This is a genomic window from Maribellus luteus, assembly GCF_003576475.1.
Classification (GTDB): domain Bacteria; phylum Bacteroidota; class Bacteroidia; order Bacteroidales; family Prolixibacteraceae; genus Draconibacterium; species Draconibacterium luteum.
Genome location: NZ_QWGR01000006.1, coordinates 198,080 through 222,855, shown reverse-complemented (window position 1 = coordinate 222,855; position 24,776 = coordinate 198,080). Strand labels below are relative to the sequence as shown.

The 24,776-nt window shown below is 45.0% G+C and carries 18 protein-coding genes; 5 read left to right on the top strand and 13 right to left on the bottom strand.

The features are described from left to right. Window positions 1-11 precede the first annotated feature (11 nt). Entirely contained in the window at window positions 12-2,435 is a 2,424-nt protein-coding gene (locus tag D1614_RS12760) for an FtsK/SpoIIIE family DNA translocase (RefSeq protein WP_119438329.1), read from the bottom strand. A gap of 337 nt (window positions 2,436-2,772) precedes the next feature. Here D1614_RS12760 and arcC point away from each other — a divergent pair, with 337 nt between their 5' ends. From arcC to D1614_RS12745, 3 genes are all read left to right on the top strand, one after another. After that, entirely contained in the window at window positions 2,773-3,726 is a 954-nt protein-coding gene (arcC, locus tag D1614_RS12755) for a carbamate kinase (RefSeq protein WP_119438405.1), read from the top strand. A 51-nt stretch (window positions 3,727-3,777) separates the two neighbouring features. Continuing rightward, a complete protein-coding gene (argF, locus tag D1614_RS12750; RefSeq protein WP_119438328.1) occupies window positions 3,778-4,773 on the top strand; it encodes an ornithine carbamoyltransferase in 996 nt (331 codons plus the stop codon). Between the two features lie 305 nt (window positions 4,774-5,078). Then, window positions 5,079-5,675, top strand: a complete 597-nt coding sequence (locus D1614_RS12745; protein WP_206610011.1) for a c-type cytochrome — start codon at window positions 5,079-5,081, stop codon at window positions 5,673-5,675. A 283-nt stretch (window positions 5,676-5,958) separates the two neighbouring features. Here the strand turns inward: D1614_RS12745 and D1614_RS12740 are convergent, their stop codons facing one another. Further along, on the bottom strand, window positions 5,959-8,181 hold the full coding sequence (locus D1614_RS12740; RefSeq protein ID WP_119438326.1) for a tetratricopeptide repeat protein: 2,223 nt from the start codon (window positions 8,179-8,181) through the stop codon (window positions 5,959-5,961). A gap of 185 nt (window positions 8,182-8,366) precedes the next feature. Between D1614_RS12740 and D1614_RS12735 the strand changes: the two genes are divergently transcribed. Beyond that, a complete protein-coding gene (locus D1614_RS12735; RefSeq protein ID WP_162304490.1) occupies window positions 8,367-8,993 on the top strand; it encodes a LysE family translocator in 627 nt (208 codons plus the stop codon). A 20-nt stretch (window positions 8,994-9,013) separates the two neighbouring features. Here the strand turns inward: D1614_RS12735 and D1614_RS12730 are convergent, their stop codons facing one another. From D1614_RS12730 to D1614_RS12705, 6 genes are all read right to left on the bottom strand, one after another. Then, window positions 9,014-9,817, bottom strand: a complete 804-nt coding sequence (locus D1614_RS12730; protein WP_119438324.1) for an SDR family oxidoreductase — start codon at window positions 9,815-9,817, stop codon at window positions 9,014-9,016. Between the two features lie 113 nt (window positions 9,818-9,930). After that, entirely contained in the window at window positions 9,931-12,432 is a 2,502-nt protein-coding gene (locus D1614_RS12725) for an AsmA family protein (RefSeq protein ID WP_119438323.1), read from the bottom strand. A gap of 436 nt (window positions 12,433-12,868) precedes the next feature. After that, window positions 12,869-14,122, bottom strand: coding sequence for a competence/damage-inducible protein A (locus D1614_RS12720; protein ID WP_119438322.1), 1,254 nt, complete (start codon window positions 14,120-14,122; stop codon window positions 12,869-12,871). Window positions 14,123-14,267: 145 nt separating this feature from the next. Further along, window positions 14,268-16,022 (bottom strand): arylsulfatase, encoded by a 1,755-nt coding sequence (locus D1614_RS12715; RefSeq protein WP_119438321.1) that lies wholly within the window; start codon window positions 16,020-16,022, stop codon window positions 14,268-14,270. A 28-nt stretch (window positions 16,023-16,050) separates the two neighbouring features. Beyond that, window positions 16,051-16,506, bottom strand: coding sequence for a DUF1801 domain-containing protein (locus D1614_RS12710; RefSeq protein WP_119438320.1), 456 nt, complete (start codon window positions 16,504-16,506; stop codon window positions 16,051-16,053). Between the two features lie 501 nt (window positions 16,507-17,007). Continuing rightward, window positions 17,008-18,246, bottom strand: coding sequence for a M48 family metallopeptidase (locus D1614_RS12705; protein WP_119438319.1), 1,239 nt, complete (start codon window positions 18,244-18,246; stop codon window positions 17,008-17,010). Between the two features lie 305 nt (window positions 18,247-18,551). Between D1614_RS12705 and D1614_RS12700 the strand changes: the two genes are divergently transcribed. Continuing rightward, a complete protein-coding gene (locus D1614_RS12700; RefSeq protein WP_119438404.1) occupies window positions 18,552-19,598 on the top strand; it encodes a M20 family metallo-hydrolase in 1,047 nt (348 codons plus the stop codon). Between the two features lie 76 nt (window positions 19,599-19,674). On the opposite strand, the gene D1614_RS12695 is transcribed toward D1614_RS12700, so the two are convergent. The 5 genes from D1614_RS12695 to D1614_RS12675 all read right to left on the bottom strand — a co-directional run bounded on the left by D1614_RS12695 (window position 19,675) and on the right by D1614_RS12675 (window position 24,660). Continuing rightward, a complete protein-coding gene (locus D1614_RS12695; protein WP_119438318.1) occupies window positions 19,675-20,139 on the bottom strand; it encodes a hypothetical protein in 465 nt (154 codons plus the stop codon). 89 nt (window positions 20,140-20,228) lie between these two features. After that, window positions 20,229-21,278 (bottom strand): tetratricopeptide repeat protein, encoded by a 1,050-nt coding sequence (locus D1614_RS12690; protein ID WP_147384199.1) that lies wholly within the window; start codon window positions 21,276-21,278, stop codon window positions 20,229-20,231. A 215-nt stretch (window positions 21,279-21,493) separates the two neighbouring features. Then, complete coding sequence (locus D1614_RS12685; protein WP_206610010.1) at window positions 21,494-21,946, bottom strand: hypothetical protein; 453 nt, start codon at window positions 21,944-21,946, stop codon at window positions 21,494-21,496. Window positions 21,947-21,956: 10 nt separating this feature from the next. Next, a complete protein-coding gene (locus D1614_RS12680; protein WP_119438316.1) occupies window positions 21,957-22,355 on the bottom strand; it encodes an RDD family protein in 399 nt (132 codons plus the stop codon). Window positions 22,356-23,346: 991 nt separating this feature from the next. Continuing rightward, a complete protein-coding gene (locus D1614_RS12675; protein ID WP_119438402.1) occupies window positions 23,347-24,660 on the bottom strand; it encodes a Gfo/Idh/MocA family protein in 1,314 nt (437 codons plus the stop codon). Window positions 24,661-24,776: the final 116 nt, after the last annotated feature.

Genomic DNA, 24,776 nt, shown 5'->3' with positions numbered 1-24,776 from the left:
TTAAATTTTGGCTATAAGTTATTCAATAATTGTTCCAAACTGTATTCGTCGGAAATTAACACCTGGCGTGCTTTACTCCCTTCACTTGGGCCGACAATACCGGCAGCTTCCAGTTGATCCATCAAACGTCCGGCACGGTTGTAACCAATCGCAAAACGACGTTGAATCATGGAAGTAGATCCCATCTGATTCATGACCACCACACGGGCAGCATCGTCAAACAGATCGTCGCGGTTATTCAGGTCCACATCTCCCGGACCGGGTTCGTCGTCGCCAACGTATTCAGGCAACAGGAAAGCCGTAGGATAACCCCGCTGATCGCCAATAAAAGCACATATTTTTTCCACTTCGGGAGTATCTACAAAAGCACACTGAACACGTGTGATTTCGCTGCCCGAAGCAATCAACATGTCCCCTTTTCCGATCAACTGGTTGGCACCCGGGGTATCCAGAATGGTACGCGAGTCGATCATCGATGCCACCTTGAAAGCGATCCTGGCCGGGAAGTTGGCCTTGATCACACCTGTAATAATATTGGTAGACGGGCGCTGTGTCGCAATAATCATGTGAATACCCACCGCACGTGCCAGCTGGGCAATACGTGCAATCGGCAATTCGATCTCCTTACCGGCAGTCATAATCAAATCGGCAAATTCGTCGATGATCACCACAATGTAAGGCATGAATTTGTGCCCTTTTTCCGGATTCAGGCGCCGGCTGATAAACTTCTTGTTGTACTCTTTGATGTTTCGGGCATGCGCAGCTTTTAACAGATCGTAGCGCGCATCCATCTCAATGTTTACTGAATTCAGCGTATTTTTTACTTTCTGAATATCAGTAATTACCGCTTCTTCTGTATCCGGAAGTTTAGCCAGGTAGTGTTTTTCAATCACCGAGTAGATGTTTAATTCCACTTTTTTCGGGTCGATAAAAACAAACTTAAGCTGAGACGGGTGCTTTTTATACAGCAAGGAAGTGATGATCACATTCACCCCCACCGATTTACCCTGACCGGTAGCACCGGCTACCAGAATGTGTGGCATTTTGGCCAGGTCGAACATATAGGTTTCGTTCGAAATGGTTTTACCCATTGCAACCGGCAGCTCGGCCGTGCTTTCCTGGAATTTTTTGGAACGAACGATGGAATGCATCGAAACTACTTCCGGATGCTGGTTTGGCACTTCAATACCAATGGTTCCGCGCCCCGGAATAGGTGCAATAATACGGATACCCAGTGCCGACAAGCTCAGTGCGATGTCGTCTTCCAGGTTTTTGATTTTGGATATTCGCACTCCCGGCGCCGGAACAATCTCATAAAGCGTAATGGTCGGCCCGATGGTTGCACGTATCTTGGTAATTTCAATCTTATAATGCCGTAGAGTTTCAACAATCTTGTTTTTATTGGCCACCAATTCTTCCTGCTTCACTTCAGCATTATCGAATTTATGGTCTTCCAGCAATTCGAGCGTCGGGAACTTATAGCTTGCCAAATCCAAAGTAGGATCATAATCCTCCAATTCCTCCGGCTCAATTTCATCCACTTCTTCTTCCTTTACCTTGGGCTCAACGTGAAGGCTTAGTTCCTCCTCAGCTTCCACTTCAACAGGCTCTTCTTCTGCCACTACCTCCTCTGGCTCTTCTTTTTGCTCCACCTCAAAGTCTTCGTCACCATCTGGCTCAAAAATAGCCCGAACCACGTCGTCTTCGCCAATTACAGTCGAAATATCATCGTGCCCCACAATTTCATCTTCCTTTTCTTCTTCAAAAGGCTCCAGGTCATCGTCTTCTTCCGGATCTGCCAAAGGCTTTTGTTTTGGCTTTTGTTTCAGCAGGTTTTTCAAAAACTCGTAAGCTTTATCGAAACGCACTACCACATAAACCAAACCGATAATCAGTAAAATAAGAGCCATACCGATAATACCAACCAGCGAACGCAGCCAGTTGCTAAGAATAAAACCGTAATGTCCGCCCGGGTAAAGGAAAGAATCAGCACCTGTTTTATTGAAAATAAAGCCAAGCGTCAGCGAAAGCCAGATGATGATCAGCAAACTATCGAGCATGTGCTGGCGGTAACGCGCGATGCTTCGTCCCAGAATTTTCAAACCGGTTAATGCCGCCATGTAAATAAAAAGAAACGAAGCAAGGCCAAAGCCTCCGTTAATGATCTTCTCCGAAAGAAGCGCCCCCACTTTCATACCGCTGTTTCGCACATTTTTGGAAGAGTCGAACAAAAACTCTTTCCAGGGCGCGTCCATAATACTCTGGTCGGCAGCACCATAAAATAAAAACGAAACAAAAGAGATCAGCAAAAATGCCGAAAAACTCAAAAGAAATATTCCGAGTATAAAGTGAAATTTTTCATTTCGAAACCAGAATTTCTTTTTCCCGGTAGATTTTGTTTTTGATTTTGAAGACTTTTTTTGTCTAAATGCCATGGAGTCTTTTTTTCAATTGTGTGCAAATTTAGTTAAAAAATATCAGCCGCCCCCTTCTCTTTCTCTCTCAATAAATAAATCATATTAAGATCAAACTGTTAACAAATTAACCCGGGATAATTTGAATTTGAAAGTGAGATAAATACCTGTTTTTCAATTTTAAATCCCGCTCAGCCATTAGCTGTTGTATAATATGCCCGGCCAGCCAAAAAACGTAATATTGGTCAGATTTATTTCGCGCTCGATTTTTTAAGTTTACCCATGACGCGCAATTGTTTTCAATCCGATGCTACCGGAACCAAAACAAGCGTCGTTAAAAACTAAAACCGTAAACAAAATGAACAGACTGGCAGTAGTGGCTCTGGGAGGCAATGCGCTTTCGAGGGGCTCTGAAGACGGCACCATCGAGCAACAGGAAAAAAACTCGACCGACACACTTGAAAACCTGGTATATCTGGTCAAAGAAGGCTACGACCTGGTAATTACACATGGCAACGGTCCGCAGGTAGGAAATATACTGATGCGAAACGATGCCGGGGAACAACTTTATAAAATTGCCCCCATGCCGCTTGATGTGTGTGTGGCCGACTCGCAGGGCGGAATCGGATACATGCTCGAACGCATGCTCCGGAATGTTTTGAACAAACACGGAATCAACAAAAATGTGGTTACCCTGGTAACCCTCGTGGAGGTAAACCCCGATGATCCGGCATTTAATAATCCTTCCAAACGAATCGGGAAAATCTACCAAAAAGAAGAAGCCGACCAACTGGCACAGCAAAAAGGCTGGATTTTTAAACCGACCGACAAAGTGGCGGGAGGCTACCGTAGGGTGGTTTCGTCACCCATGCCCATCGATATTGTGAACAAAGAAATGATCGAGATGCTGACAAGAGCCGGCAACATTGTCATTGCAGCCGGTGGCGGCGGTATTCCCATTTACTACGACGAGAACAGGGATGTCCGGACGCTGGATGCCGTAATTGATAAAGACATGGCCTCAAGTCTGCTGGCAGTCAACATCAATGCTGATGAATTGTACATTCTAACCGATGTATCGTTTATCTTTAAAGATTATGGAAAACCAACCCAGGAAAAGCTTGAATTTTTGAATTATGCCGACACCATAAAACACCTCGAAAATGGTACTTTTGCTGAAGGCACCATGGAACCCAAAATTCGCGCCTGTCTTCATTTTATTGAAAAAGGTGGAAGCAAAAGTGTGATTACAGAAGCCACGAAGCTTGAAGACCGATCGTACGGCTCCAAAATAACCATGGAATACGATTAAAAAATAAGCAAAACAAATAGTAATCAAAATAAAGTACAAAAGCAGAGCAACATGATTAATCTGAAAAACCGTAATTTTTTAAAATTACTCGACTTCACCCCCGATGAAATCCGTTACCTGATCGACCTTTCCGGTCAATTAAAAAGCGACAAGTACAACGGAAAAGAACAACAGCAATTAAAAGGAAAAAACATAGCGCTGATTTTTGAAAAATCGTCGACCCGCACGCGTTGCGCTTTCGAAGTGGCTGCCTACGACCAGGGAGCCTGTGTTACCTACCTTGGGCCTTCGGGCTCGCAAATCGGCAACAAGGAATCGATGAAAGACACAGCCCGTGTTCTGGGACGGATGTACGACGGCATCGAATACCGCGGCTTCGGACAAAACATTGTGGAAGAACTGGGGAAATATGCGGGTGTTCCGGTATGGAACGGACTTACCAACGAGTTTCACCCCACTCAAATTCTGGCTGATTTTCTGACCATGAAGGAACATTCTGACAAACCGCTGTCGGAAATAAAATTCTGCTACCTCGGCGACGCCCGCAACAACATGGGAAACTCGCTCATGGTGGGAGCTGCCAAACTGGGAATGGATTTCAGGGCTGCCGCACCGCAAGAGTGCCAGCCCTCAACCGAATTACAGCAACAATGCCGAGAAATTGCCCAGGAAACCGGTGCTAAAATACTCGTCACCGACAGGGTTGAAGAAGCTGTAAAAGACTGCGACTTTCTGTACACTGACGTTTGGGTATCGATGGGCGAACCCGACGAAGTTTGGGCCGAACGCATTAAACTGCTTTTGCCTTATCAAATCAACCAGCAAACCATGGAGCTCACCGGGAATCCGAATGTGAAATTCTTGCATTGTCTTCCGGCATTTCATAACCGCGAAACCAAGGTGGGTGAAGAAATCTACCGGAAATTTGGATTGGAGGCCATGGAAGTGAGCGAAGAGGTATTTGAAAGCCCCGCTTCGGTTGTGTTCGACGAGGCTGAGAACAGAATGCACACCATAAAGGCCGTGATGGTGGCCACACTCGGATAAAGAAAAACGACCACATAGCAAAAAGCACTTCGGGTTTACGAAGTGCTTTTTTTTGTGCTTGAATGCGAAGAATATTCTAATGCGAGAGTAAACATAAAATAGTGGCTCTCCATACTCCCGAATCACTACGTGATACCCTCCACTTCTTCTTATTTATTTTGAATGCCTTATTTGATTTAAGACAATTATGTCGTAAATTTTCATACTCAAAATGAGCACAATACAGCTTCTGCAACCAAAATCAACTCGCTTTTACAGTTAGAAAGTAACGTTCTTGAATAATATTTAAACTAAAAGATCAAACTATGAGAATGAAAGATTCTACTACTTTTTTACTGGGAGTGTTTTGCTTGGCAGTTCTGGCTGTTTCCTGTAACAACGCACCCAAGACAACCGAAGAAGCCGAGGCTGCTCACATGCTTACCGGCGATGAATTGGTAAAACGGGGCGAATACCTGGTAACAAGCATGGGTTGCCACGATTGCCACTCACCCAAAAAAACGGGAACGCATGGGCTGGAGTTGATTCCGGAAGTGATGCTGTCAGGTTTTCAGGCTGATAATCCGCCCATGGTAACGGACACCTCCCTGACCAACAAGGGATTTGCGATTTTCTATCCCGACCTGACTGCCACAGCAGGCCCCTGGGGAATATCGTATGCCGCCAACCTTACGCCAGATGTAACCGGAATCGGCACCTGGACAGAAGAGCAGTTTAAAAAGGCGCTCACCCAGGGAAAGTTCAAAGGGCTTGACGGCACCCGCACGCTGCTTCCTCCGATGCCCTGGTTTAACTTTTCTCAACTTACCGATCAGGATGTAAAGGCAATTTTTGCCTATTTAAAGAGCATACCGCCGGTGCGCAATGTTGTACCAGCGCCTGTTCCGCCAAACGAAATGTAACACTTAACTGAATGCTGAAAAGTCATCCGATAGCCGGGTGGCTTTTTTTTCTTAAAGTCTAGCAGACATTTTAATTTATACCCATCCTCTCATCCTTCCCTACAAGCATGGAAGGACGATTGTCAGCTGGTTCAAAGCAGATTGAAATCGAGTATTTTGCCAGTCGTTTCTTTTGAAGACCGATCGTCTTTCCCTTTATTAAGGGAAAGACAGGAGAAAGGGTAAGTCCTCTACCATAGATCAACTTTCATTCTCACTGATTATTCCCTCGAATAAGGATTTTTTATTCCTCCACAAAGTAACGTAACTGATCGAGCATAATGGGCACATCTTCCCGGTTAACACCCTGCGCCAGCAAATGATGCAGGTCTTCCTCAAACACTTCAAAAAACTCCTGTTCTGTAAAGTCGCTTCGGTCGATCGACCGTTTATAGAAATCCAGCGCTTCTTTCCGGTTCCCAAGGCTCCACTGCACATGTCCCATGTTCATGAGGTCGTGTTTGTTGGGCTCATCGTCCACCAGCATGTGGAAGTATTTTTCGGCCTGTTCTTTTTTTCCCACCACAAACGAACACCACCCGATCGGGCGCCACACCTTTTTATTCCCCGGCTCCAGGTATTCCACTTTAAAGTAACACTTCAGTGCCTCTTCGTACTCGCCAAGTTCCAGCAAACAATGCCCGATATTTAACTGAATCGAAAGATTTTCCTCGTCCAGCATTTCAGCTTCACGGTAATACTCCAGCGCTTTATCAGGTTGTTTCAGGTTGCGGTAACACAAGGCTATTTTATTGAGGTTCCACTTTTTATTCAACTCGTATAATTCAGCCTTCTGATAGGTTTCCAGCGCTTTCCGGAAATCATTCATCTTCTGGTAGCAAAAGCCCAGCTTCTGGTACATTTCTCCGTTTTTTTCGATTTCCAGCAGGTAAGTGAACACCTCGGCGGCTTCCTCAAAATAATTTTTCTGAAAATAGAATTCAGCGACGTTGCGAAGTATTTTTTCATCTTCTTTCAGGATGGCTCCCAACGCAGGTTTATTGTGAAAATCAAGCCGCCAGTCAAACAAGTCTTCAAAATCGCTTTTACGCGGATGAAGCTTGAAAAACCGGTACAAGTCCTGGATAAACTGATTGGAAATAAAACCGACCTTTTTCCCCGGATCTGTCAGTTCTTCATCGTTTTGCAATTCTTTAAACTGATCCATCTCCGCTTTCATGGCTTCGGCCATAAACTCGCGGTTTTCAGCGGGCAAATTGCGCAGGCTAAAACAAAATGAATATTTATCGGAATTACACAAAATAGGCGCAGAATCAATCACCCGGATAAAGCGATCCGTAAAATCGTCGTGCTGCTTTAGCCCCATTTCGATTTCAGGATTGGAAGCAAAGAAAGGCATAAACCAGTTTGACAACTCGCTAAAAAACGGAAACATCTTCAGCATGGCAAACGAACTCATAAACACATCGGCACCTTCCATCTGCATTTCAGAGAACTCCTCCATCTTGTTCATCAGCCCCGGCGAGTCTTCAAATATTTTCTCCCATTCCGGGTTTTTATCCTCTCCCATGCTATCGTCCATCAGGCTATCGAGATTGATTTTGTCCTTTAGATTCGGGCTAATGCGGATCATCTCCGGAATAATCTCGTCGGTGATTTTCTTTTGAATCTTCTCGGTCTCCTTGCTTCTGATCAGCTGAACAATAACGGTTTCCAGGTTTGTTTTGAATGCCGGATTTTCGTCCAGGAAACGCAGGCGAGCCGTTATTCCCGGGTAATTTGCCAGGCGGCGGTCGTAACGATAAAAAGCCAGTACCAAAGCCACCAGCGCCCGTTGATTTACTTCCGGGTTTTCATTTCCGTATCCCTCAAACAGGAGGTCGAACTTGCTTTTATCGAAATACCGCAGCAAACTCAGAAAAATCCCGCTTACAATAAATGCTTTGTACGGAACATCAATAAGTTCACTTTTCAGAAAATCTCTTACAAACTCTGTTTCTTCCTTTTTCAGCTCGTTCTGAAACCAAAGATGATAAAACAGTTTGACGATCTTATCCTGTAAATCGGATGGATCGGTAGTACTGCTTTCAGTTTTTAGTTCCACCTCGTCAACCAGCGAACGCAACTCGTCGTGCAGGGCATATGCCTCCAGTTCATTCAGGAAATCACTGAAATCGATGCTGCCGGCAAAGCTTCTTTTCTTTTCGTACTCAAGCGCCGAAGAAAAACGAAAGCGCGCAGCATCGTATACTTTATCGGCCAGTTCATACACCGAAACAATCAGTTTTCGGTAAACCTTCTGTCGTTCCGGATCTTGTATTCCCTCTACCGTGTATTTTAACATAAAATGATAAGTCTGATCCAGGTTGCGCCATTCATCCAGAAAAGGCAACTGACCACTTTCATTGATCAGTTTTTCCAAACGGTCAAAAGCGGGCTTCAGCCGGCGCCTCGCCAGGTCGTCGCAAATCGCATCGTATCTTACTTTCAGTTCTCTATTGGTCATTGTCTGTCAAATTTAAGGCAATAAGCGGAAGCAGTCAAAAAACACTCCAAAAATCGAAATCGGTTGTTTTGGCTGAAAACCAGTCTTTCAGAACTGACAATATTGCGAGATATTTCTTGTTTAAGCTTTGCATTTGCTATGCAGTGCGTGATTTTTTGTTTAAAACATTGATGTATCTTTGCACGATGTTGTTAAAATTTTGGCTGGAAGGAATAATTATCGGAGTGCTGGCATCGGCACCGCTGGGTCCTATCGGGATTCTGGTAATTCAGCGCACCCTGAATCACGGCCGTACCACCGGCTTCTATTCCGGACTGGGGGCTGCCCTCTCCGACACTGTCTACGCTGCTTTTGCCGGTTTTGGCATGGCACTTATCATTGGCGTTATTCAGCAGCACGAACTTTGGGTGAAGCTGGCAGGTGCTGTTATCCTTGTCTTGCTGGGAATATTTATATTTTTTTCGCACCCGGAAAGGCAATCCGTAAAAAAGCTGAAAAAGAAGGGAAATCCTCTAAAACACATGGCCGGTACTTTTGCGGTCGGGATCTCCAATCCTCACATTATGTTGTTGCACGTGGCTATGTTTTCAGGTTTTGGAATAGTATTATCGCATAAAAACCTAGGCGAGGCATTTTTTGTCCTGCTGGGAGTTACCATGGGATGCCTTTTGTGGTGGTTTGGGCTTACCTGGATCATTGATTTGTTCCGAAGCCGCTTCAGCCTGAAAATTCTGTTATGGTTCAACCGCATTGCCGGTATCGCCATCATTCTTTTTGTTGTTGTTTACATGGTCAAAACCATGATGCAATAAAACCTCTTTTACTTCAGAAATTATTTTAGCGGAGAATCGGGTTCGTTTTTAAATACCTGGTAAATAATCTGATCAACCAGCCATGCCCACAGTTTGGCCATCAGTACGATCACCTTTCCATCCCACAGCGAAATGATCATTTTCCGTCGCCGGTTTTTAATGGCACGGTACATAATGCTGGCACATCTTTCGGCCGACATCATCCGGCTTTCGTTTCGCGGAGTTTCACCCTGCTCACGACCGTCGCTCACCAGTGCTGTTTTTCTGATTTCGGAAGCAGTAAAGCCAGGTGCTGCCACCAAAACATGTAGACCCGAACGCAGGTATTCAATCCTGACCGTATCCAAAAATCCGCGAACCGCAAACTTGGACGCCGAATAACCGGTACGACCCGGTAAGCCAATGTATCCTCCGGTGGAGATAACTCCAACGATGGAGCCTTTTTGTTTTAAAATGTGTGGCAGGGCATATTTGGTGCAATAAACCGTTCCCCAGTAGTTGACATTCATCAGACGATGCAAAACATCCAGCTCCACATCCTCAAAAATGGCCCGCATCGAAATGCCCGCATTATTAATAAGGACATCAATTTTCCCAAATTTGCTTACCGCCTGATCAATCAGATTTTTGCAGTCTTCCGGCGAGGTAACATCCGTTTTTACGGGTAAAACATCAACCTTATTAAGTTTTTCTTTGAGAGCTTCGAGACGGTCAATTCGTCGGGCAGCCAAAACAAGATTAAAGCCTTTTTCGGCAAATTTCTCCGCCAGCGCTTTTCCAATTCCGGAAGAAGCACCGGTTATAACGACTACTTTTCTTTGCATAGGTAATGAATCTGAAGACTGCTGTAGTTCTAATAAAACCCGAAATTACACATTTTTCTATATTCTCGGCGGTTTCAGAACTATATTAATCGGTTTGACGAACGAAGCTTCAATTATTTTTCAAATAACTTAAGAATGCCCTTCCCCAATTTATCCAGCGAATTCTTCATATCGTCTTTGGTGGCATCGGCCACCGCTTTGGTCGTTTTCGAAAGATCGGGACTTACCTTTGGATTCCCCACCGGACCGTTGATCACCACTCCTGCCGGAAGCATTTTGATCTTCTCGTTTCCGGGGATCACTGCCAGTATTTTCTGAATATCCGGACCAAAAGCCTCGCGTTCTACGTTGAAATCCAACCTCAGATCAATCAGGTTCTCCACGTTCAAAGTACCGGCAACCGTGGTTTCCTGTCCCATCACTTTGGTTTTGAAGGGTTTTAACAGCAGGTTTCCGTTCTCCACGTTCAGGTTGGCTACAAAGTCAGCCACTCGAATGTCTTTTAGTTTCTCCTTTTTAATGATTCCGCTTAGCTGATTAAACACCGGCGAATTAACTATCTCCAGGTTCTGTGTACTGAAAGTTCCGGTGCCATTGGCTGATGCCGGGATCAGGCTCAGCTTTTCACCCAGTTGTCCTTTTAAGGCAAATTTCGAATTCAGTTTGCCCGTGCTGTTCCCGGCTCCGGGAATCATGTTTTTAAAGCCCGCCAATGTTCGGAACATGGTAGGAATATCAAAACTGTTGATGTCAAAACCAAAATCGAACAGCGGCTTATTTTCCGGTGTGTTTTTATACGAACCATTCAGATTCATTCGCCCTTCCAGCATGTCCATGGTCAGGTTTTGAAGGGTTAATTTCTGATCCGCAGCTTTTATCACCCCATTGATGTTCCGGATAGGAATTCGGTTAAATACCGCATTTTCAATGTCCGACCGGAAAGTTACATCCACCCGTTCCGGAACACTAAATGCCAGCACATTCTCTTCCTCCTCTGTTGTATTTTGAGCAGCCGGTTTTGTTTCGGCAACCGCCGCATCTTCAACTTGCAAACGCAGCAACTCATTCAGATTTACCCGTTTTGAATTCAGCTGTAAGTTGGCATTCAGCACGCCTTCCTTCAGAAAATAATTCAGGTAATTGCTTACTGTTCCCGACAAACGGAAATCGCTTTCACCCAACTGCATCAGAAACTCACTTAATAATATCTTATCCGGAGAAAAACTCAGGTTTCCCTTGGGAACCAGTACCGGCTGTGTCAGCTCGGGCGTTTCATACACAAAATTCTGAAGCAAAACCGTACCATCCGAGCGGATCTTATCGTATCTCTCTGCTTCCACATCCGAATAACTGCCACGAGCCATCAGATCGGCATTAATTACGCCCGACATGTTTACACTGTCCATTGGCAGCGCATTCTTCAAATGCGAAAGGTCCACTTTTCCTTTTAAGGCACCGTCAAAATACGGATCGCTTACCGGCGTGCTTATCGCCAGTGTGAAATCTACCGGATTCTGGCGAATCTCGGCATGTGCTTCGTTTACATTTATTTTGGTCAGGTCCAGGTCTCCCTGCGGCTTGGAAATATCCACAGCAGCCCTTATGTTCTTGATTTCTTCGGGCATATCAGCATAGCGCAGGTTACCATTCTGGATGTTCATATTGAGGCTAAACTCCGGATAATCTTCGCCGTAATAAAAGCCGGTAAGTGTGCCTTTAATATCAGCATTTCCCTGCGCATGAATGTCTTTCATGTACGACTCATACACCGGCGGCACCAAAGCCAAGAAGTTTTCAAAGCCTGAAGATTTGGCATTGAGTTGCATATCAAAAAACACAGTATCAGAAGGCATTTGTAACGAACCTCCCAACTCCAGTGGCAGACGGTTTACCATCAATTCATTTTCGGCAATGGTAAAAGTCATCGTCTCAAAATTCACATCCAGCAGCGTTTTTACATTCAGTGTAGTTTTTGAGATGTATTGAACTCCGCCGTATTGCAACGACAAATCACCTACATTTCCATCGCTTTCCAGGCTGGTCCCCTGCCCGTACATTTCACCGCTAATATCGAGGTTCACATCCAACAATGCCAGGTTCATATTCAGCGATTTGTCGGTGTATTTCAAGTCAGAATGAAGTATTTCAATTTTATCCAGTTTTAACTGAAAGTCATCCTCCGAAGTGGTCTCAGCTTTCGTTTCTGACGGGGCATCTCCGGCCGGAACAAGATCCCAGTTGGCCGCTCCGCTCTCGTTCACCAAAAGATTGATAAATGCCTGATCCACCACAATCGACTCCACTTCCATGTTTGACGGATTGAAAAGCGACGAAAGGTCGATGGTCGTCCGCAGCGACGGAATACTAAGCAAAGTATCGTTGGCAAAGGCACCGGTTCCGGTGATCAGCATGTCTTTCAGATCGACGCTTGCTTTGGGGAAATCGCGAAACAGCGAGATTTTAAGATCGGCCAGTTCCACTTTGGCATTCAACTCTTTGTTCAATGTTCGCTTGGCATACTCCAGCAGGTTTTGCTTAAAGAAAACCGGAATGGCAACCAGCGCGCCAACAATCACCAAAACTATGATTAACAGGATAATTATAATTCTCTTCATGGACTTTTTATTTACGTCAAAAATACATAATAGAAACGCAAGCCGTGCCTTGTTGTTGTTAAAAGAATGAAAACTGTGTTAAGGCGCTGTTCTAGAGCAAACATACAGAATATTTCAAGCTCGTCTGCAACAGTCTGCGGACAATTGTACCAAATGCATGAATGCTATAATGCGGAAATGCTTTAATAATTAAATACAGATTCCTTTCTGACTCACGGCTTTTTATGCTTTAACCAATTCAATACGATAAAGTAGTGCTTCGATGCTGAGTTAATTTCGAACCAGGACAAGCCAAAAAAGATGAATCGTAGATCGAAAAGTAGATTGAAGTAGATTGTTCAATCTCATCAATCTATTCAATCCATCATTTCAATCTAAAACCGGTTGAAATGGTTTGCAGGAAAAATACATGAGTATCGTTGATCTGATACTTAAATCAATGACTGGTTTCTTCCAAAATCAGTTGCCGCAACAGTTGTAAGGCCGTTTGAGCAGAACGAACAATGTTTCGCTCGCGGTGATCGCCCACAAAAACATATTTCCGCGCAAATGTTTTGTTCTGTCCGGCCAATGCGATCCACACCGTACCCACAGGTTTTTCTTCGGTTCCTCCGGTTGGGCCGGCAATACCCGTAGTTGCCACCGCATAATCTGCATTCAACAGGCGTTTGACACCTTTTACCATTTGCAGTGCCACTTCTTCGCTCACTGCCCCCACGCTTTCCAGCGATTCAGCACTTACTCCCAGCACCTGTTGTTTTACCTCGTTGGCATAGGAAGTAACACCGCCTTTGTAGTAAACCGAACTCCCCGACACAGAAGTGATCAGATGCGAAATATAACCACCCGTGCAGCTTTCTGCCACCGCCAGTGTTTTTCCGTTGGCAGACAGCATCTGACCCGTCACACTTGCCAGCGTATCCTCGTCGTAACCAAAAATACTTTCCGCAATCAGCGGTCTGAGCTTTTCAATCTCGGCTTCCACCTCTTTTCTGAGCGTCGCTTCGTTGTCGCCATAAGCTGAAAGTCGCAAACGTACCGACATCGGATTCGGCAGATAAGCCAGTTTGATGTGTTTGGGCAGCGCATCTTCCCAGTCCGAAATGCGGTCGGCCAGCATCGACTCAGGCACGCCCTGTGTCAACACGGTTTTGTGAAAAATGGCTTTTGTTCGGCCGGTCTCGCGCAAACGGGGCAGCAGCTCAAACTCCACCAGGTACTGCATTTCAAAAGGCACACCGGGCATCGAAACAAAAATGGTATTGTTGCGCTCAAACCACATTCCCGGGGCAGTTCCCAGTTTGTTGGGCAAAATCGTGCAGGATTCGGGCAGCATCGCCTGGTCCTGGTTCAAACGGTTTACATCGATGCCGCGGTTGGCAAAACGCACTTTTATGGCTTCGAGCGTGGGCTCGTGAAAAACCAGCTGCGTGTCGAAATACTCACAAAGCACCCGCTTGGTAATATCGTCTTTGGTGGGGCCCAAACCTCCGGTAATCACCACGAGGTCCACTTTTTCCTCGGCTTTTCGAATGGCTTCCAGAATGTGCTCACGGTCGTCGTGAACCGAAGTAACCTGGTAAATTTCAATGCCGTTTAAACTGAATTGCTGGCCGATCCAGGCCGAATTGGTATCGACGATCTGACCGATCAGAATTTCGTCGCCTATGGTAATAATCTCTGCCTTCATCACAATGTTTTCTTTCTGAAGCCAAAATTAATATTCTTTGGCCGATATAAAACGCTCATGAAACTGATCCTAACAGATAATACAGCGGGAATCAGCAAAATCTGAGTTATCAGCGTTCCATTGAACCACTTCAGTATAAAAAACTTTAATCCACTTTCTCCAATTCAATCCAAAACGGAAGAATCTTTTTGCCGGACGAGAAATAATTTGCCATCAACTCTCCTTCGTATCCGGGAAGATCCACATTTTTCATTTCCAGAACATCCGTATTTTCGGAATTATCCATCCTGTTCACCACCCCGTTTGTTTCCAGCAGCAAGGTGCCGCCTCCTTCAATCGCCTGAACAAATTTGAATGTAACATTGTATTTCCCAGGGTTGACTCTTACATTCCATTTTCCAAAAACATCTTCCTGCGCCCAGATACCGCGTTCGCCGTCGGCCTCATTACGGTTCAGGATGATCGGATTTTCATTTTTATTTCCAATCTCAATCAAGGGCTGGTGAAGGATGTTTTCTGAGCTGATTAAATCGCGGTACGTCAGATCCAATTCTGTCTTTAGCTTTTTCGCAATGTCCTTATTTTTCGGAAGGATGTTCTCTTGCTCATACGGATCGTCTTTAATATTGTACAGTTCGAAATCGCCGATTCCGGCATCAAACGAGGTAAAACCCACCAGTTTATAATCGCCCTTGTACAAAGCCATATTGTTGTAGAGCTCGGGATAACGACGCGTCCAGTAGAAAAACAAGGAGCGCTCCTGCCGGTCGTAATTATCTTTTGTAAGCAGCGAAAACAAGCTTTTACCGTCGATCACACGCTGTTCGGGAAGCTTGGCACCGCAAATTTCGGCGATGGTTGGCAACACGTCGATATGCGCCGTTGTGGCATTTACCTCTTTACTTCCCATGCCGGGATAACGCATAAAAAAGGGCACCCTGACTCCGCCGCGGTACACACTCCCCTTTCTTCCGCGCATTCCGGCAACGTACCTCGGTTGCTGCGGCCCGTTATCGGTCATAAAAATGACAAGGGTGTTTTCACTCAGCTGCAACTCATCCAGACGTTGTAAAAGTTTGCCAATGTTATCATCGATGTTGGTCACCATTCCATACACTTTCCGGGCGTCTTCCTTGTCTTTTTCGCTCATTTCCGGGAAAGGCCGGGAATCGTTTTCAAAACCGGAAGAAGGATCGATGTCCCTGTACATTTCATAATACTTCGCAGGCACTTGCAGCGGTGTGTGCGGAGCATTAAAAGACAGGTAGCAAAAGAAAGGCTTCTCCTTGTTCGACTCGATAAACCGGATGGCTTCGTCCGCAAAAATATCGCTGCAATATCCCGTGTAAGGCTCGGGTTTGCCGTTGTGCCAAAGCACCGGATCAAAATAACTGCTATCGCCCTTAAACCAGGTCGTAATGTCTCCCACCTGTCCCATTCCTCCCGAAAGATGGACGAGCGATTCGTCAAAGCCCTGATCCATCGGCCGCGAAGGATAACAATCACCCAAATGCCACTTGCCAAAAATTCCGGTATTGTATCCCTCTTCCTTCAGCATTTCGGCGATGGTAGTTTCCGAGGCCGCCATTATTGATCCGCCGTTGTAGGTGTCTCTGACCCCGGTTCTCAGGCTGTAACGCCCTGTCATCAGGCTGGAGCGGGTGGGCGCACAAACCGGCGACACGTAAAAATTGGTAAAGCGAATGTTCTCTTCAGCAAAACGGTCGAGTACGGGCGTTTTTACATGCGGATTTCCGGTGCATCCCAAATCGCCGTAGCCCTGATCATCTGTGATGATCAAAACAACGTTTGGATGAGTCGCCTGCTGGGCAGAAACTGCCTGGAGAATGGCTGCAACTACAAAAAATGTCAGCCATGTTTTGGTGAGAAAGTTGGTCATTGGTTTTGTTGGTTTAAAGTGAAACAATTTATTTTTTTAGCTTCGATTCATAAAGCTCTATCCATTGTTTTGGACTGAGTTTCGCTGCCAGTTCGCCAAGCAAATCAAACGGAATCTGGCCGGGCTTTTTAAAGCGAATACAACTTTTGCCCATGTCCAGCTTGGTTTTCGAATGCTTTGGATATTCCCCCACAAACCAGTCATAAATTCCGGGATCGGCATACATGGCAAAGTGGTACACGGCCATAAAATTCTTTTGCGAAGCGAGGCTTATAAAAGGTAGCGGCTCAGCCGGATTTACATGGTAACCCGCCGGGTAAAGCGAATGAGGCACCACAAAGCCGATCATGCCGTAACTCATGGTTTCCTGAAAGCCATCCGGCAGATTTTCGCGAATCACCTGCCGCAACTTATGCAATGCGGCTTTTCGTTCTTCCGGAACCTGTTCCATGTATTCTTCGGGCGAATGAGCTTCCATCTTCATTTTCGTTGAATTTCACCCAAGTTACAATTAATTTTTCAGCTGTTGTTTTTTCAAAAAATCGCTAAAATCAAGTTCTCACAAAGGAGCACAAGAAGCGCAAAGATCGCAAAACACAGAATATAAGCTCCTGAATTTGGGCAATTTGTGTCAAGCTTAGCATTCTTTGCGTGAATCGTTCCTTTTGAGGCACCTCATGAACGACCCTTTATGCACAAATATGAATTTGCAGAGAGCTAGAGAATAAGAAATAAATAATAAGGAATAACGAATAAAAAAGTGTTGAAAACGGAATAACTTGAGCTAGTATTTTCTGATTTCTTATTCCTTATTTCATGCTTCTTATTAAAAGCCATTTATATTTCCTTCAAATTCCGGAAAAAAAGATGTGTATTGAAATCTCCTCGTGAAGGAAAGTAAATATCCCGACTTTGATCGCTGTTGGTAATTCCTATAAAAGATAATCGCCGAATGCTTCACGACTTTGGGACACCTGCTCCCGGCTTATTTCTCAAACTGCTTCAGATGATCGAGGCGTTGCAAAAGCGTTGGGTGCGAATAATGAAAAAACACATACGCTTTGTGTGGCGTGAGGTTGCTTAGGTTGTTCACCGACAGCTTTTTCAGGGCCGAAGCCAAAGCCTCTGCACTGTAGTTTTCCGCAGCAAAACGGTCGGCCTGGTATTCGTTGCGGCGCGACAGGATGTTCATAAAGATCCCGGTAAAAAACGAAATGGGTGTATAAAGCACGCCAAAAGCCACCAGCCCGATGTGAAAGTTGGGTTGCTCCACTCCCAACGCACGGCTCAGGTGCGGGTTGTTGATCAGCAGCCCCAGAATAAACAGCACAACACCGGTTTGCAGCAAGCCAATGACCAGCCCCTGTACCACGTGTTTCTTTTTGTTGTGGCCAATCTCGTGTGCCAGCACCGAAACAATCTCTTTGGTAGTCATGTCCTTGATAAGCGTATCGTACAACACAATTCGCTTTTTGGAACCCAGCCCGGTGAAATAAGCATTGGCTTTGGTGGAACGCTTCGATCCGTCGATCACAAAAATATTGTCGAGCTTAAAACCTACTTTTTTCGAAAAATCGCTGATGGCATCGCGCAGTTCACCTTCTTCCAGCGGCGTTTGCTTGTTGAAAAGCGGCACGATCAGGTTGGAATAAAACATGGCCATAAAAATGGAGAATACCGACACCACCACCCAGGCATAAAACCAGAACCCGGTTCCCGTCTTTTGGTAAATAAAAACGATCAGTGCCAGCAAACCACCGCCAATGATACCACTCACCAGCCAGCCTTTTATTTTGTCGAGCACAAAAATTTTGGGCGTGGTTTTATTGAAACCGTATTTTTCTTCGATCTTAAAAACCGCATACACCGAAAAGGGCAAATGAACAAGGTCGGAAGCAAACATCAGAATCCCGAAAAACACCAGCGCCGCTACAATGGCACTCGATGTAAGGCTCCACGCCCAGCTGTCGACCAGTGCAAAGCCAAAAAACAAAAACATTCCCAGCGTAAGTACCATGCTGAAACTCCCCGTCAGCATTCCAAAGCGGTGGTTTTCGCGCTGGTAAGCCTGCTGTTTGCGGTACTTCTCTTCGTCGTAAATTCCCTTCACTTCTTCGGGCAGGGTATCGCTCCATTTGGTGGTATTCAGGTAATCGAGGTATTTTTCAAAAAGAAAATCGACCACCAGGATCGCAATAATGAGCCAAAACAGAAATTCGTGCATATGCTTAATTTTTCGCCTGTAAAAGAACTAAATTTTGAATAAAAACCGGCAAAATTTCCCGTACAGAAGCAAGTGTTCACCCCTTGGCATTGGTTTCTGAATAACTTTTTTCACCCATTTGTTTGAAATATGTACTGAAAAGCTTTATGTTCGTTTTTGAAGCCACAAAGCATACTCCGACAGAAAACACAGCCTGCGGGCCTTGTTTGTTCGGGGGAAAGCGATTTCAGAAAAATGAAAAAAAAAGAGAATGGGCGCAGATATGGTTTTTTTTATCACATTTGCACCCTGAATGGATAATTTGTATGAATCGTTACATTGATTTATTAAAGACGCTGATCGCGACACCTTCGTTCAGCAAAGAGGAAGCAAAAGCGGCTGATATAATGCGCGCATTTCTGGAAAAGGAAGGCGTTCTGTATCACACCAAGGAAAACAATACCTGGGCGCTTTGCAAACATTTCGACAAACACAAACCAACCGTTTTACTCAACTCCCACATCGACACGGTACGCCCTGCCAAAGGTTATACATTGGACCCTTTTGCACCGATTGAGGAAGGCGACATTCTTTACGGACTGGGAAGTAACGATGCCGGCGGACCACTGGTGGCGCTGCTGGCAGTGTTTGTACATTTTTACGAACGCGAAGATCTGCCATTCAACCTGATCTATGCCGCCACGGCCGAAGAAGAGATTTCGGGGCGCCGCGGGCTGGAAATTGTTCTGCCCGAAATTGTGCCGATCCAGTTTGCCATTGTGGGCGAACCCACACGTATGGAACTGGCCATTGCCGAAAAAGGCCTGCTGGTGCTCGACTGTTACGCCCGCGGAAAATCGGGGCATGCAGCGCGCGAAGAAGGCGAAAACGCGCTTTACAAAGCCATCAAGGATATACAGATACTTCAGAGCTACGAGTTCGAGAAGGTTTCCAAGGTACTCGGAAAAGTAAAAATGTCGGTAACGCAGATCGAAGCCGGCACGCAGCACAACGTGGTGCCCGATATCTGCCATTTTGTGGCCGATGTGCGTACCAACGAGTTTTACTCGAACAAGGAAGCGGCCCGTATCATTAACCAACTGATTGAGTCGGAAGTAAAACCGCGCTCGGTGCGGCTGAACTCTTCGGGAATCAGCGAAGAACATCCTTTTGCACAGATTGCCAAACGCAGGGGAATTCGCATTTACGGCTCCCCCACTACATCGGACCAAGCGATTATGTCGACGCCTTCGGTGAAAATGGGCCCCGGCGACTCGGCGCGCTCACACACCGCCGACGAGTACATTTACAAAAGCGAAATTTTAAAAGGAATCCAGCAATATATTGATATGCTGGAAGAGTTGAAACTATAACGGCGAACTGGTAGAACAGCGGGTTTCCAAACAACCACGCGAGGAGACTCGCACGGGAGCGGGGAAAGACTTGAAGCTATAGGATTTTATCTTTTACGGCCTGTTCCAGCCTGCCCAGTTCAACAAAGGCAAGCAGCACATACAATGCGGTCATGGCAACAAGTACCACCAGGTAAGCGGTGGCTCCCAACGAGAGAAATGCAGTCGAAAATAAAAGGATTATTACCAGCCCCGTAAACACACTCGAGAACCCGATGGAATACCTGAGCGAAAGGTGAATTTTATCCGCCTCCTGTTCGAATCGGAACTTTGCGATTACGTCGGGGCGTAGCTGAAACAGCTGTTTCCGGTATTTCGACAGCCAGAATCCATTGGGGGTCCAGTTCCCGACAAAGGTTTTTACGGTGTAGCCGGTGTAACTCTGTTTAAAAATCAACTGCGGGTTTACATTGGTTTTGCACGTTTCTTCGGTAACCTTGTCTTTTATCTGTTGCGCGGCGTGCAAATCCAGCTGATAGTTTTCGCTTTTAAGTTTTATCATAGTTTATTGGCTTGTTGGCTGCAATGTGTGATGCTGTTTTCCAAACAACCACGCGAGGGGACTCGCGCGGGAGCGGAGCACAAGTAGCTTTATGTATTTATTTTATTTTCAAATTCTTTTATAAACATGAAAAGTTCCTTGCCGTATACCAATTGGGCATTTTCATAAGTCTGATCTTTAAAGAACTCCAGAAACTTCTCCTTTCCATACTTTTCAATAAGCTCTTGCACAAATAGTCCAGCTAAAGGATATAATATTTCATAAGAATATTCTTTTCCATTTTTCCAATAGTCCTTAATTTCAATTTTCTGATCATTTGCTTTGATCCAATTTTTTATCCTTTTTAATCTATCTTGACCTGATTGATCGAAACAAACAGCTGTTCCTTCATTAATAAAATTGGTCTTTTCAGCAATAGCCGAGGTGTAATTTGAAATTACATGCGTTAGCTCATGGCCTTCTGTTTGTTTAAAATAAGAGTGTATGATACACAAGGTAGGATTCGCAAATCCCAAATCATTGTGAAGGATTCGTTTTGCATCGTCTCTTGAATTCCATACAAAAAAGTCAACCTTTTTAGGTAAAGTACTTTCAAAGAACTGATTAATTTCATTGAACGCATTTTCTCTTAACTCAACATATTGCTTGATTTCCTCCTCATTCATGTTTTGAAAATGAAAACGAATGTTTTTAGACTCTTTTATTGTCCAACTTTTGAAAAATTCATCGTATCTAAAAATCGCAATACTTCTGGAAGAAAATTTCGTAGCATTTTCTGTAGCATTTAAATCAATACAAGACCTTAAAGCAGACTCCGATTTTTCATAGTCAGAAAGCATGTAATAGCAGGTACCTAAATAGCCAAGTGCCCACGCCTTTTTCCACGAGCTATCTCTTTCTCTAACAAACTGAAGGGGTGTAATGGCTTCTTTGTAATTACCTATATCTGTCAATGCCCGCCCCAGGACCAAGTGATAAGTCAGGTTTTCAGGGTCACTCTTTAAAAACTCATTGGCCTTGTTAATTACCTGGTCTAATTTTCCTGAACGATAAAGGTCGCCTAGCTCCTGTTCCTGGGGGCTTTGTCCATTTGCAACCAAGCAGATGATGAATAAGAAGAAAGTTAATTGGGTTTTCATTTTATTTTTTTTGATTTGAGTTGTTTGTTTGGTGTTTTTACTAACGGTGATGCATGTAGCGTAACCTTGTCTTTTATCTGTTGCGCGGCGTACAAATCCAGCTCATATTTCTGGCTTTTAAGTTTTATCATAGTTTATTGGCTTGTTGGCCGTAATGTGTGATGCTGTTTTCCAAACAACCATGCGAGGGGACTCGCGCGGAAGCGGGAATGCTGTTAATTGTCAAGGTTCAGGTAGTAAAGTTTTGCAGCCTCTTCAATTTCGTCATCAAAGGTGTCATCAAACTTAAAACTTAAAAGTCTCCACTTATCTTTTGGCCTGTAAAATTGAAATGTTAATCTTAAAAATTGTCTGTCGAATTTCAAAAAATATGACTCCAGAACATACGAATCCCCTAATTTCTTTGAAACTATTTTCTCATATCCATAATACTCTCCAACAAGTTCTTCATCAAACCTCTCCATCTGATTTTTAATGTTGTTTATTGCGTCTTGTATTCGAGATGTCCAGGGATTTGTTGCATAAAGATCGTCTAATGCTTTTGATGCACCTTCTTTCTCATAAGTTTTAAAAAAGTCATTAATTATTGAGTCTGGTAGTTCTTGTGCATGATTCTGAAGAACTGAGATCAATACTAAAATGATTCCCAAGGCAATTTTTTTCATCATAGTTATTAAATTAGTTTTTATAAACAACAATCGATTTCACGACTAAATCATGAATTGCTTTTCCCTTTTTATTTCCGGAAACTGTAAGAAGTGAGATCCACCCTAACAAAGCTTTCACCACAAAGCGTATTAATGCAAATGGAAAAAGAATGTTTTTTTGCTCATTCTTTTCTCTTTTCACCCTAACACCCAAAATAAAATGTCCGATGGTTCCTCCGAAAGTGCTTGTCAAAAGCGGATCGTAAAGAATGAAAATAAAAACAAATGCAGCTATTCGCGCAAAATCGGGAACGCTTTCAAAACTTTCAAATAAATAGCTTACTCCCACTATGAAAATTATAAGCATAATCGAATCAACAACAACTGCTTTTATTCTGACGGAAACTCCAGGGTACTTTACTGTATTCATATTACCAAACAATTAAAATGAATGCTTTTGTACTTATTCCCTATTTATAAAGGAATAAACACTTTTACTTCTCCTTGGGGTGGCAAATCTCTCGCTGCTGTTCGTCTCGGGTGTCACCTTAAAGTTCAGGCACTAATTTAACAAAAGAATTGTATCGACCGCACTCGGGGAATAAAATACACGCCGGAATGGCTTCAAACAACCACGCGGGGGGACTCGCGCGGGAACGGTTTTTTTTGCAGATTGTTAGCGGCTGTAGTGTTGGTCTCTTTCTCTTATTGCTTTTTCTTTTAGTCTAATCATCTCGTTTAAATAGTCAGTGCTACTTTTCGGTCCTTGTTTTTCAATATTGAACTCGGTGTTTTCATCAAAAATATCAACTTGTTTTACTTGTAGATATATATTGTTCTCTGACAATCGGTGGCAGATGCACCAATCTTTCGTCCGGAACTGCTACATGTGCTTTTAACCACTCATCCCGCCGGACGAGGGGCGTTCATCGCTTTTAACCCGGCACTGCGTACCGGGCTCGTAAGCTCCGGCACTTTCAGCGTCGGGGAAAACACGGAATCGAATGGAAGGAACCGTTCGCTCAAAAAAAGAACGGTTCCCTACTCCGTTACCAAAAGTCTATCTCAACATTTGGCAGATGCACCAATCTTTCGTCCGGAACTGCTACATGTGCTTTCAACCGCCCATCCCGCCGGACGAGGGGCGTTCATCGCTTTTAACCCGGCACTGCGTACCGGGCTCGTAAGCTCCGACACTTTCAGCGTCGTTCTTATACATGGGCTGTATATCCGGAATTTTCGCCGCCCATCGCTTAACCGGCAACAAAAAATTCCTCTTCCGCGCAACAGTCCGGAGAGAGGAATTCATCCATTTTCAGCATTACGAAAGAGACCCGTTCTCTATGGTCATCAACACATAAAGAACGGGTCTTTTAACTAACCAGATGCGCGAAAATGTGCCGGTTAGTATATCCTGAAAACTACACCCTTGGCAAAGGCCAGTCGGGATTGTAATTCAGTTTGGCCAGTTGATTGGCGGCGTCTTCCTGAAACGATTGGGTGGCATTGTCCCAGTGAATGCGTTGTCCGACGCGGTAGGCAATGTTCCCCATCTCGGAAACGATCGCAGTTTTGGCACCTACTTCCACCGGGGCATTCAGGGTATCGCCCTTGCGAATGGCAGCCAGGAAATTTGCCACATGCTCATCCAGCCCATCACCATATTCTTTTTGTGAACGGGCTTCAAAGAAGGGGCCTTTGAGTTCGTTGCTCCGGTCAGGAATCAACTCGTAGCCGTTGCGGCTCACCACCAGGGTTCCTTTTTGCCCCACGTAAGCTACACCGTGCGCCCGCTGGTAAGGACCAATTCCGGGGTTCAGGCCACACTCCCAAATCAGCGTATGATCGGGATAGGCATAAATTGCCTGCTGAATATCGGGTGTTTCAATGGCGCCTTTTTCGTGGTAGAAAATTCCGCCCCCGGGAGAAACAGATGTTGGCATATCGGCATCCATTGCATACAGTGCAAAATCGAGCAGGTGAACGCCCCAGTCGGTCATCGCGCCACCGGCATAATCCCACCACCAGCGGAAGTTGTAGTGAAAGCGGTTCATATTAAACGGCCGCCTGGGAGCCGGACCAAGCCACATATCATAATCCACGTAATCGGGTGTTTCCGAATCAGCAATGTACGGATAGGGTTCGTCGTAGCCTTTGTAAATCCAGGCTTTTACCAGGTGCACATTTCCCAGCTCACCCGATTTCACAATTTCGGCCGCCTCGAACCAGTGTTTCGAGCTTCGCTGCCACATCCCCACCTGTACTTTTACGTCGGGGTATTTTGCCTGTGCCGCCACCATGGCATTGCACTCCTCAATGCTGTGTCCCATCGGTTTTTCCACATACACGTGTTTGCCGGCCTGCAGCGCCTGTATCATCATGTTGGCGTGCCAGTGGTCGGGCGTACCAATAATCACCGCATCCACTGCCGGGTTTTCGAGCACCTGCCGGAAATCCCTGTACTCAGCCGGACGTTTCGAAGTCATTTTCTCCACCTCTGCCGCCTTGCTCTCCAACACCTTGGCATCCACATCGCAAAGTGCCACACATTCCACGTTGTTTTCGGTGCGTAAAAAGCTTTTCAGGTCGCTAAACCCCATCGACCGGCAACCGATCAATGCCACATTTATCTTCTCAGCCGGAGAAGCACAGGCATTCAAAATAGTTGGAGCAACACTTACTGCCGCGGCTGCAATGGCCGAATTCCGGATAAATTCTCTTCTGTTAGAACTCATGTCTGATATTTTTCTGATTTCTGCGGCCTGCTTACTGAAAATAACTTTACGATGACAGACCACGAAATTTAGGTTTATTGGATATTGCCCTTAAAAATAAGCTAAATCTGAAGAAA

Bases quoted from the DNA above. Each gene is read 5' to 3' on its own strand.
- D1614_RS12710 (WP_119438320.1), bottom strand. From the start codon at position 16,506: ATGAAGATGGAAGCTCATTCGCCCGAAGAATACATGGAACAGGTTCCG.
- arcC (WP_119438405.1), top strand. From the start codon at position 2,773: ATGAACAGACTGGCAGTAGTGGCTCTGGGAGGCAATGCGCTTTCGAGG.
- D1614_RS12720 (WP_119438322.1), bottom strand. From the start codon at position 14,122: ATGAAGGCAGAGATTATTACCATAGGCGACGAAATTCTGATCGGTCAG.
- D1614_RS12715 (WP_119438321.1), bottom strand. From the start codon at position 16,022: ATGACCAACTTTCTCACCAAAACATGGCTGACATTTTTTGTAGTTGCA.
- D1614_RS12675 (WP_119438402.1), bottom strand. From the start codon at position 24,660: ATGAGTTCTAACAGAAGAGAATTTATCCGGAATTCGGCCATTGCAGCC.
- D1614_RS12745 (WP_206610011.1), top strand. From the start codon at position 5,079: ATGAGAATGAAAGATTCTACTACTTTTTTACTGGGAGTGTTTTGCTTG.
- D1614_RS12725 (WP_119438323.1), bottom strand. From the start codon at position 12,432: ATGAAGAGAATTATAATTATCCTGTTAATCATAGTTTTGGTGATTGTT.
- D1614_RS12695 (WP_119438318.1), bottom strand. From the start codon at position 20,139: ATGATAAAACTTAAAAGCGAAAACTATCAGCTGGATTTGCACGCCGCG.
- D1614_RS12735 (WP_162304490.1), top strand. From the start codon at position 8,367: ATGTTGTTAAAATTTTGGCTGGAAGGAATAATTATCGGAGTGCTGGCA.
- D1614_RS12685 (WP_206610010.1), bottom strand. From the start codon at position 21,946: ATGATGAAAAAAATTGCCTTGGGAATCATTTTAGTATTGATCTCAGTT.
- D1614_RS12680 (WP_119438316.1), bottom strand. From the start codon at position 22,355: ATGAATACAGTAAAGTACCCTGGAGTTTCCGTCAGAATAAAAGCAGTT.
- D1614_RS12760 (WP_119438329.1), bottom strand. From the start codon at position 2,435: ATGGCATTTAGACAAAAAAAGTCTTCAAAATCAAAAACAAAATCTACC.
- D1614_RS12705 (WP_119438319.1), bottom strand. From the start codon at position 18,246: ATGCACGAATTTCTGTTTTGGCTCATTATTGCGATCCTGGTGGTCGAT.
- argF (WP_119438328.1), top strand. From the start codon at position 3,778: ATGATTAATCTGAAAAACCGTAATTTTTTAAAATTACTCGACTTCACC.
- D1614_RS12730 (WP_119438324.1), bottom strand. From the start codon at position 9,817: ATGCAAAGAAAAGTAGTCGTTATAACCGGTGCTTCTTCCGGAATTGGA.
- D1614_RS12690 (WP_147384199.1), bottom strand. From the start codon at position 21,278: ATGAAAACCCAATTAACTTTCTTCTTATTCATCATCTGCTTGGTTGCA.
- D1614_RS12740 (WP_119438326.1), bottom strand. From the start codon at position 8,181: ATGACCAATAGAGAACTGAAAGTAAGATACGATGCGATTTGCGACGAC.
- D1614_RS12700 (WP_119438404.1), top strand. From the start codon at position 18,552: ATGAATCGTTACATTGATTTATTAAAGACGCTGATCGCGACACCTTCG.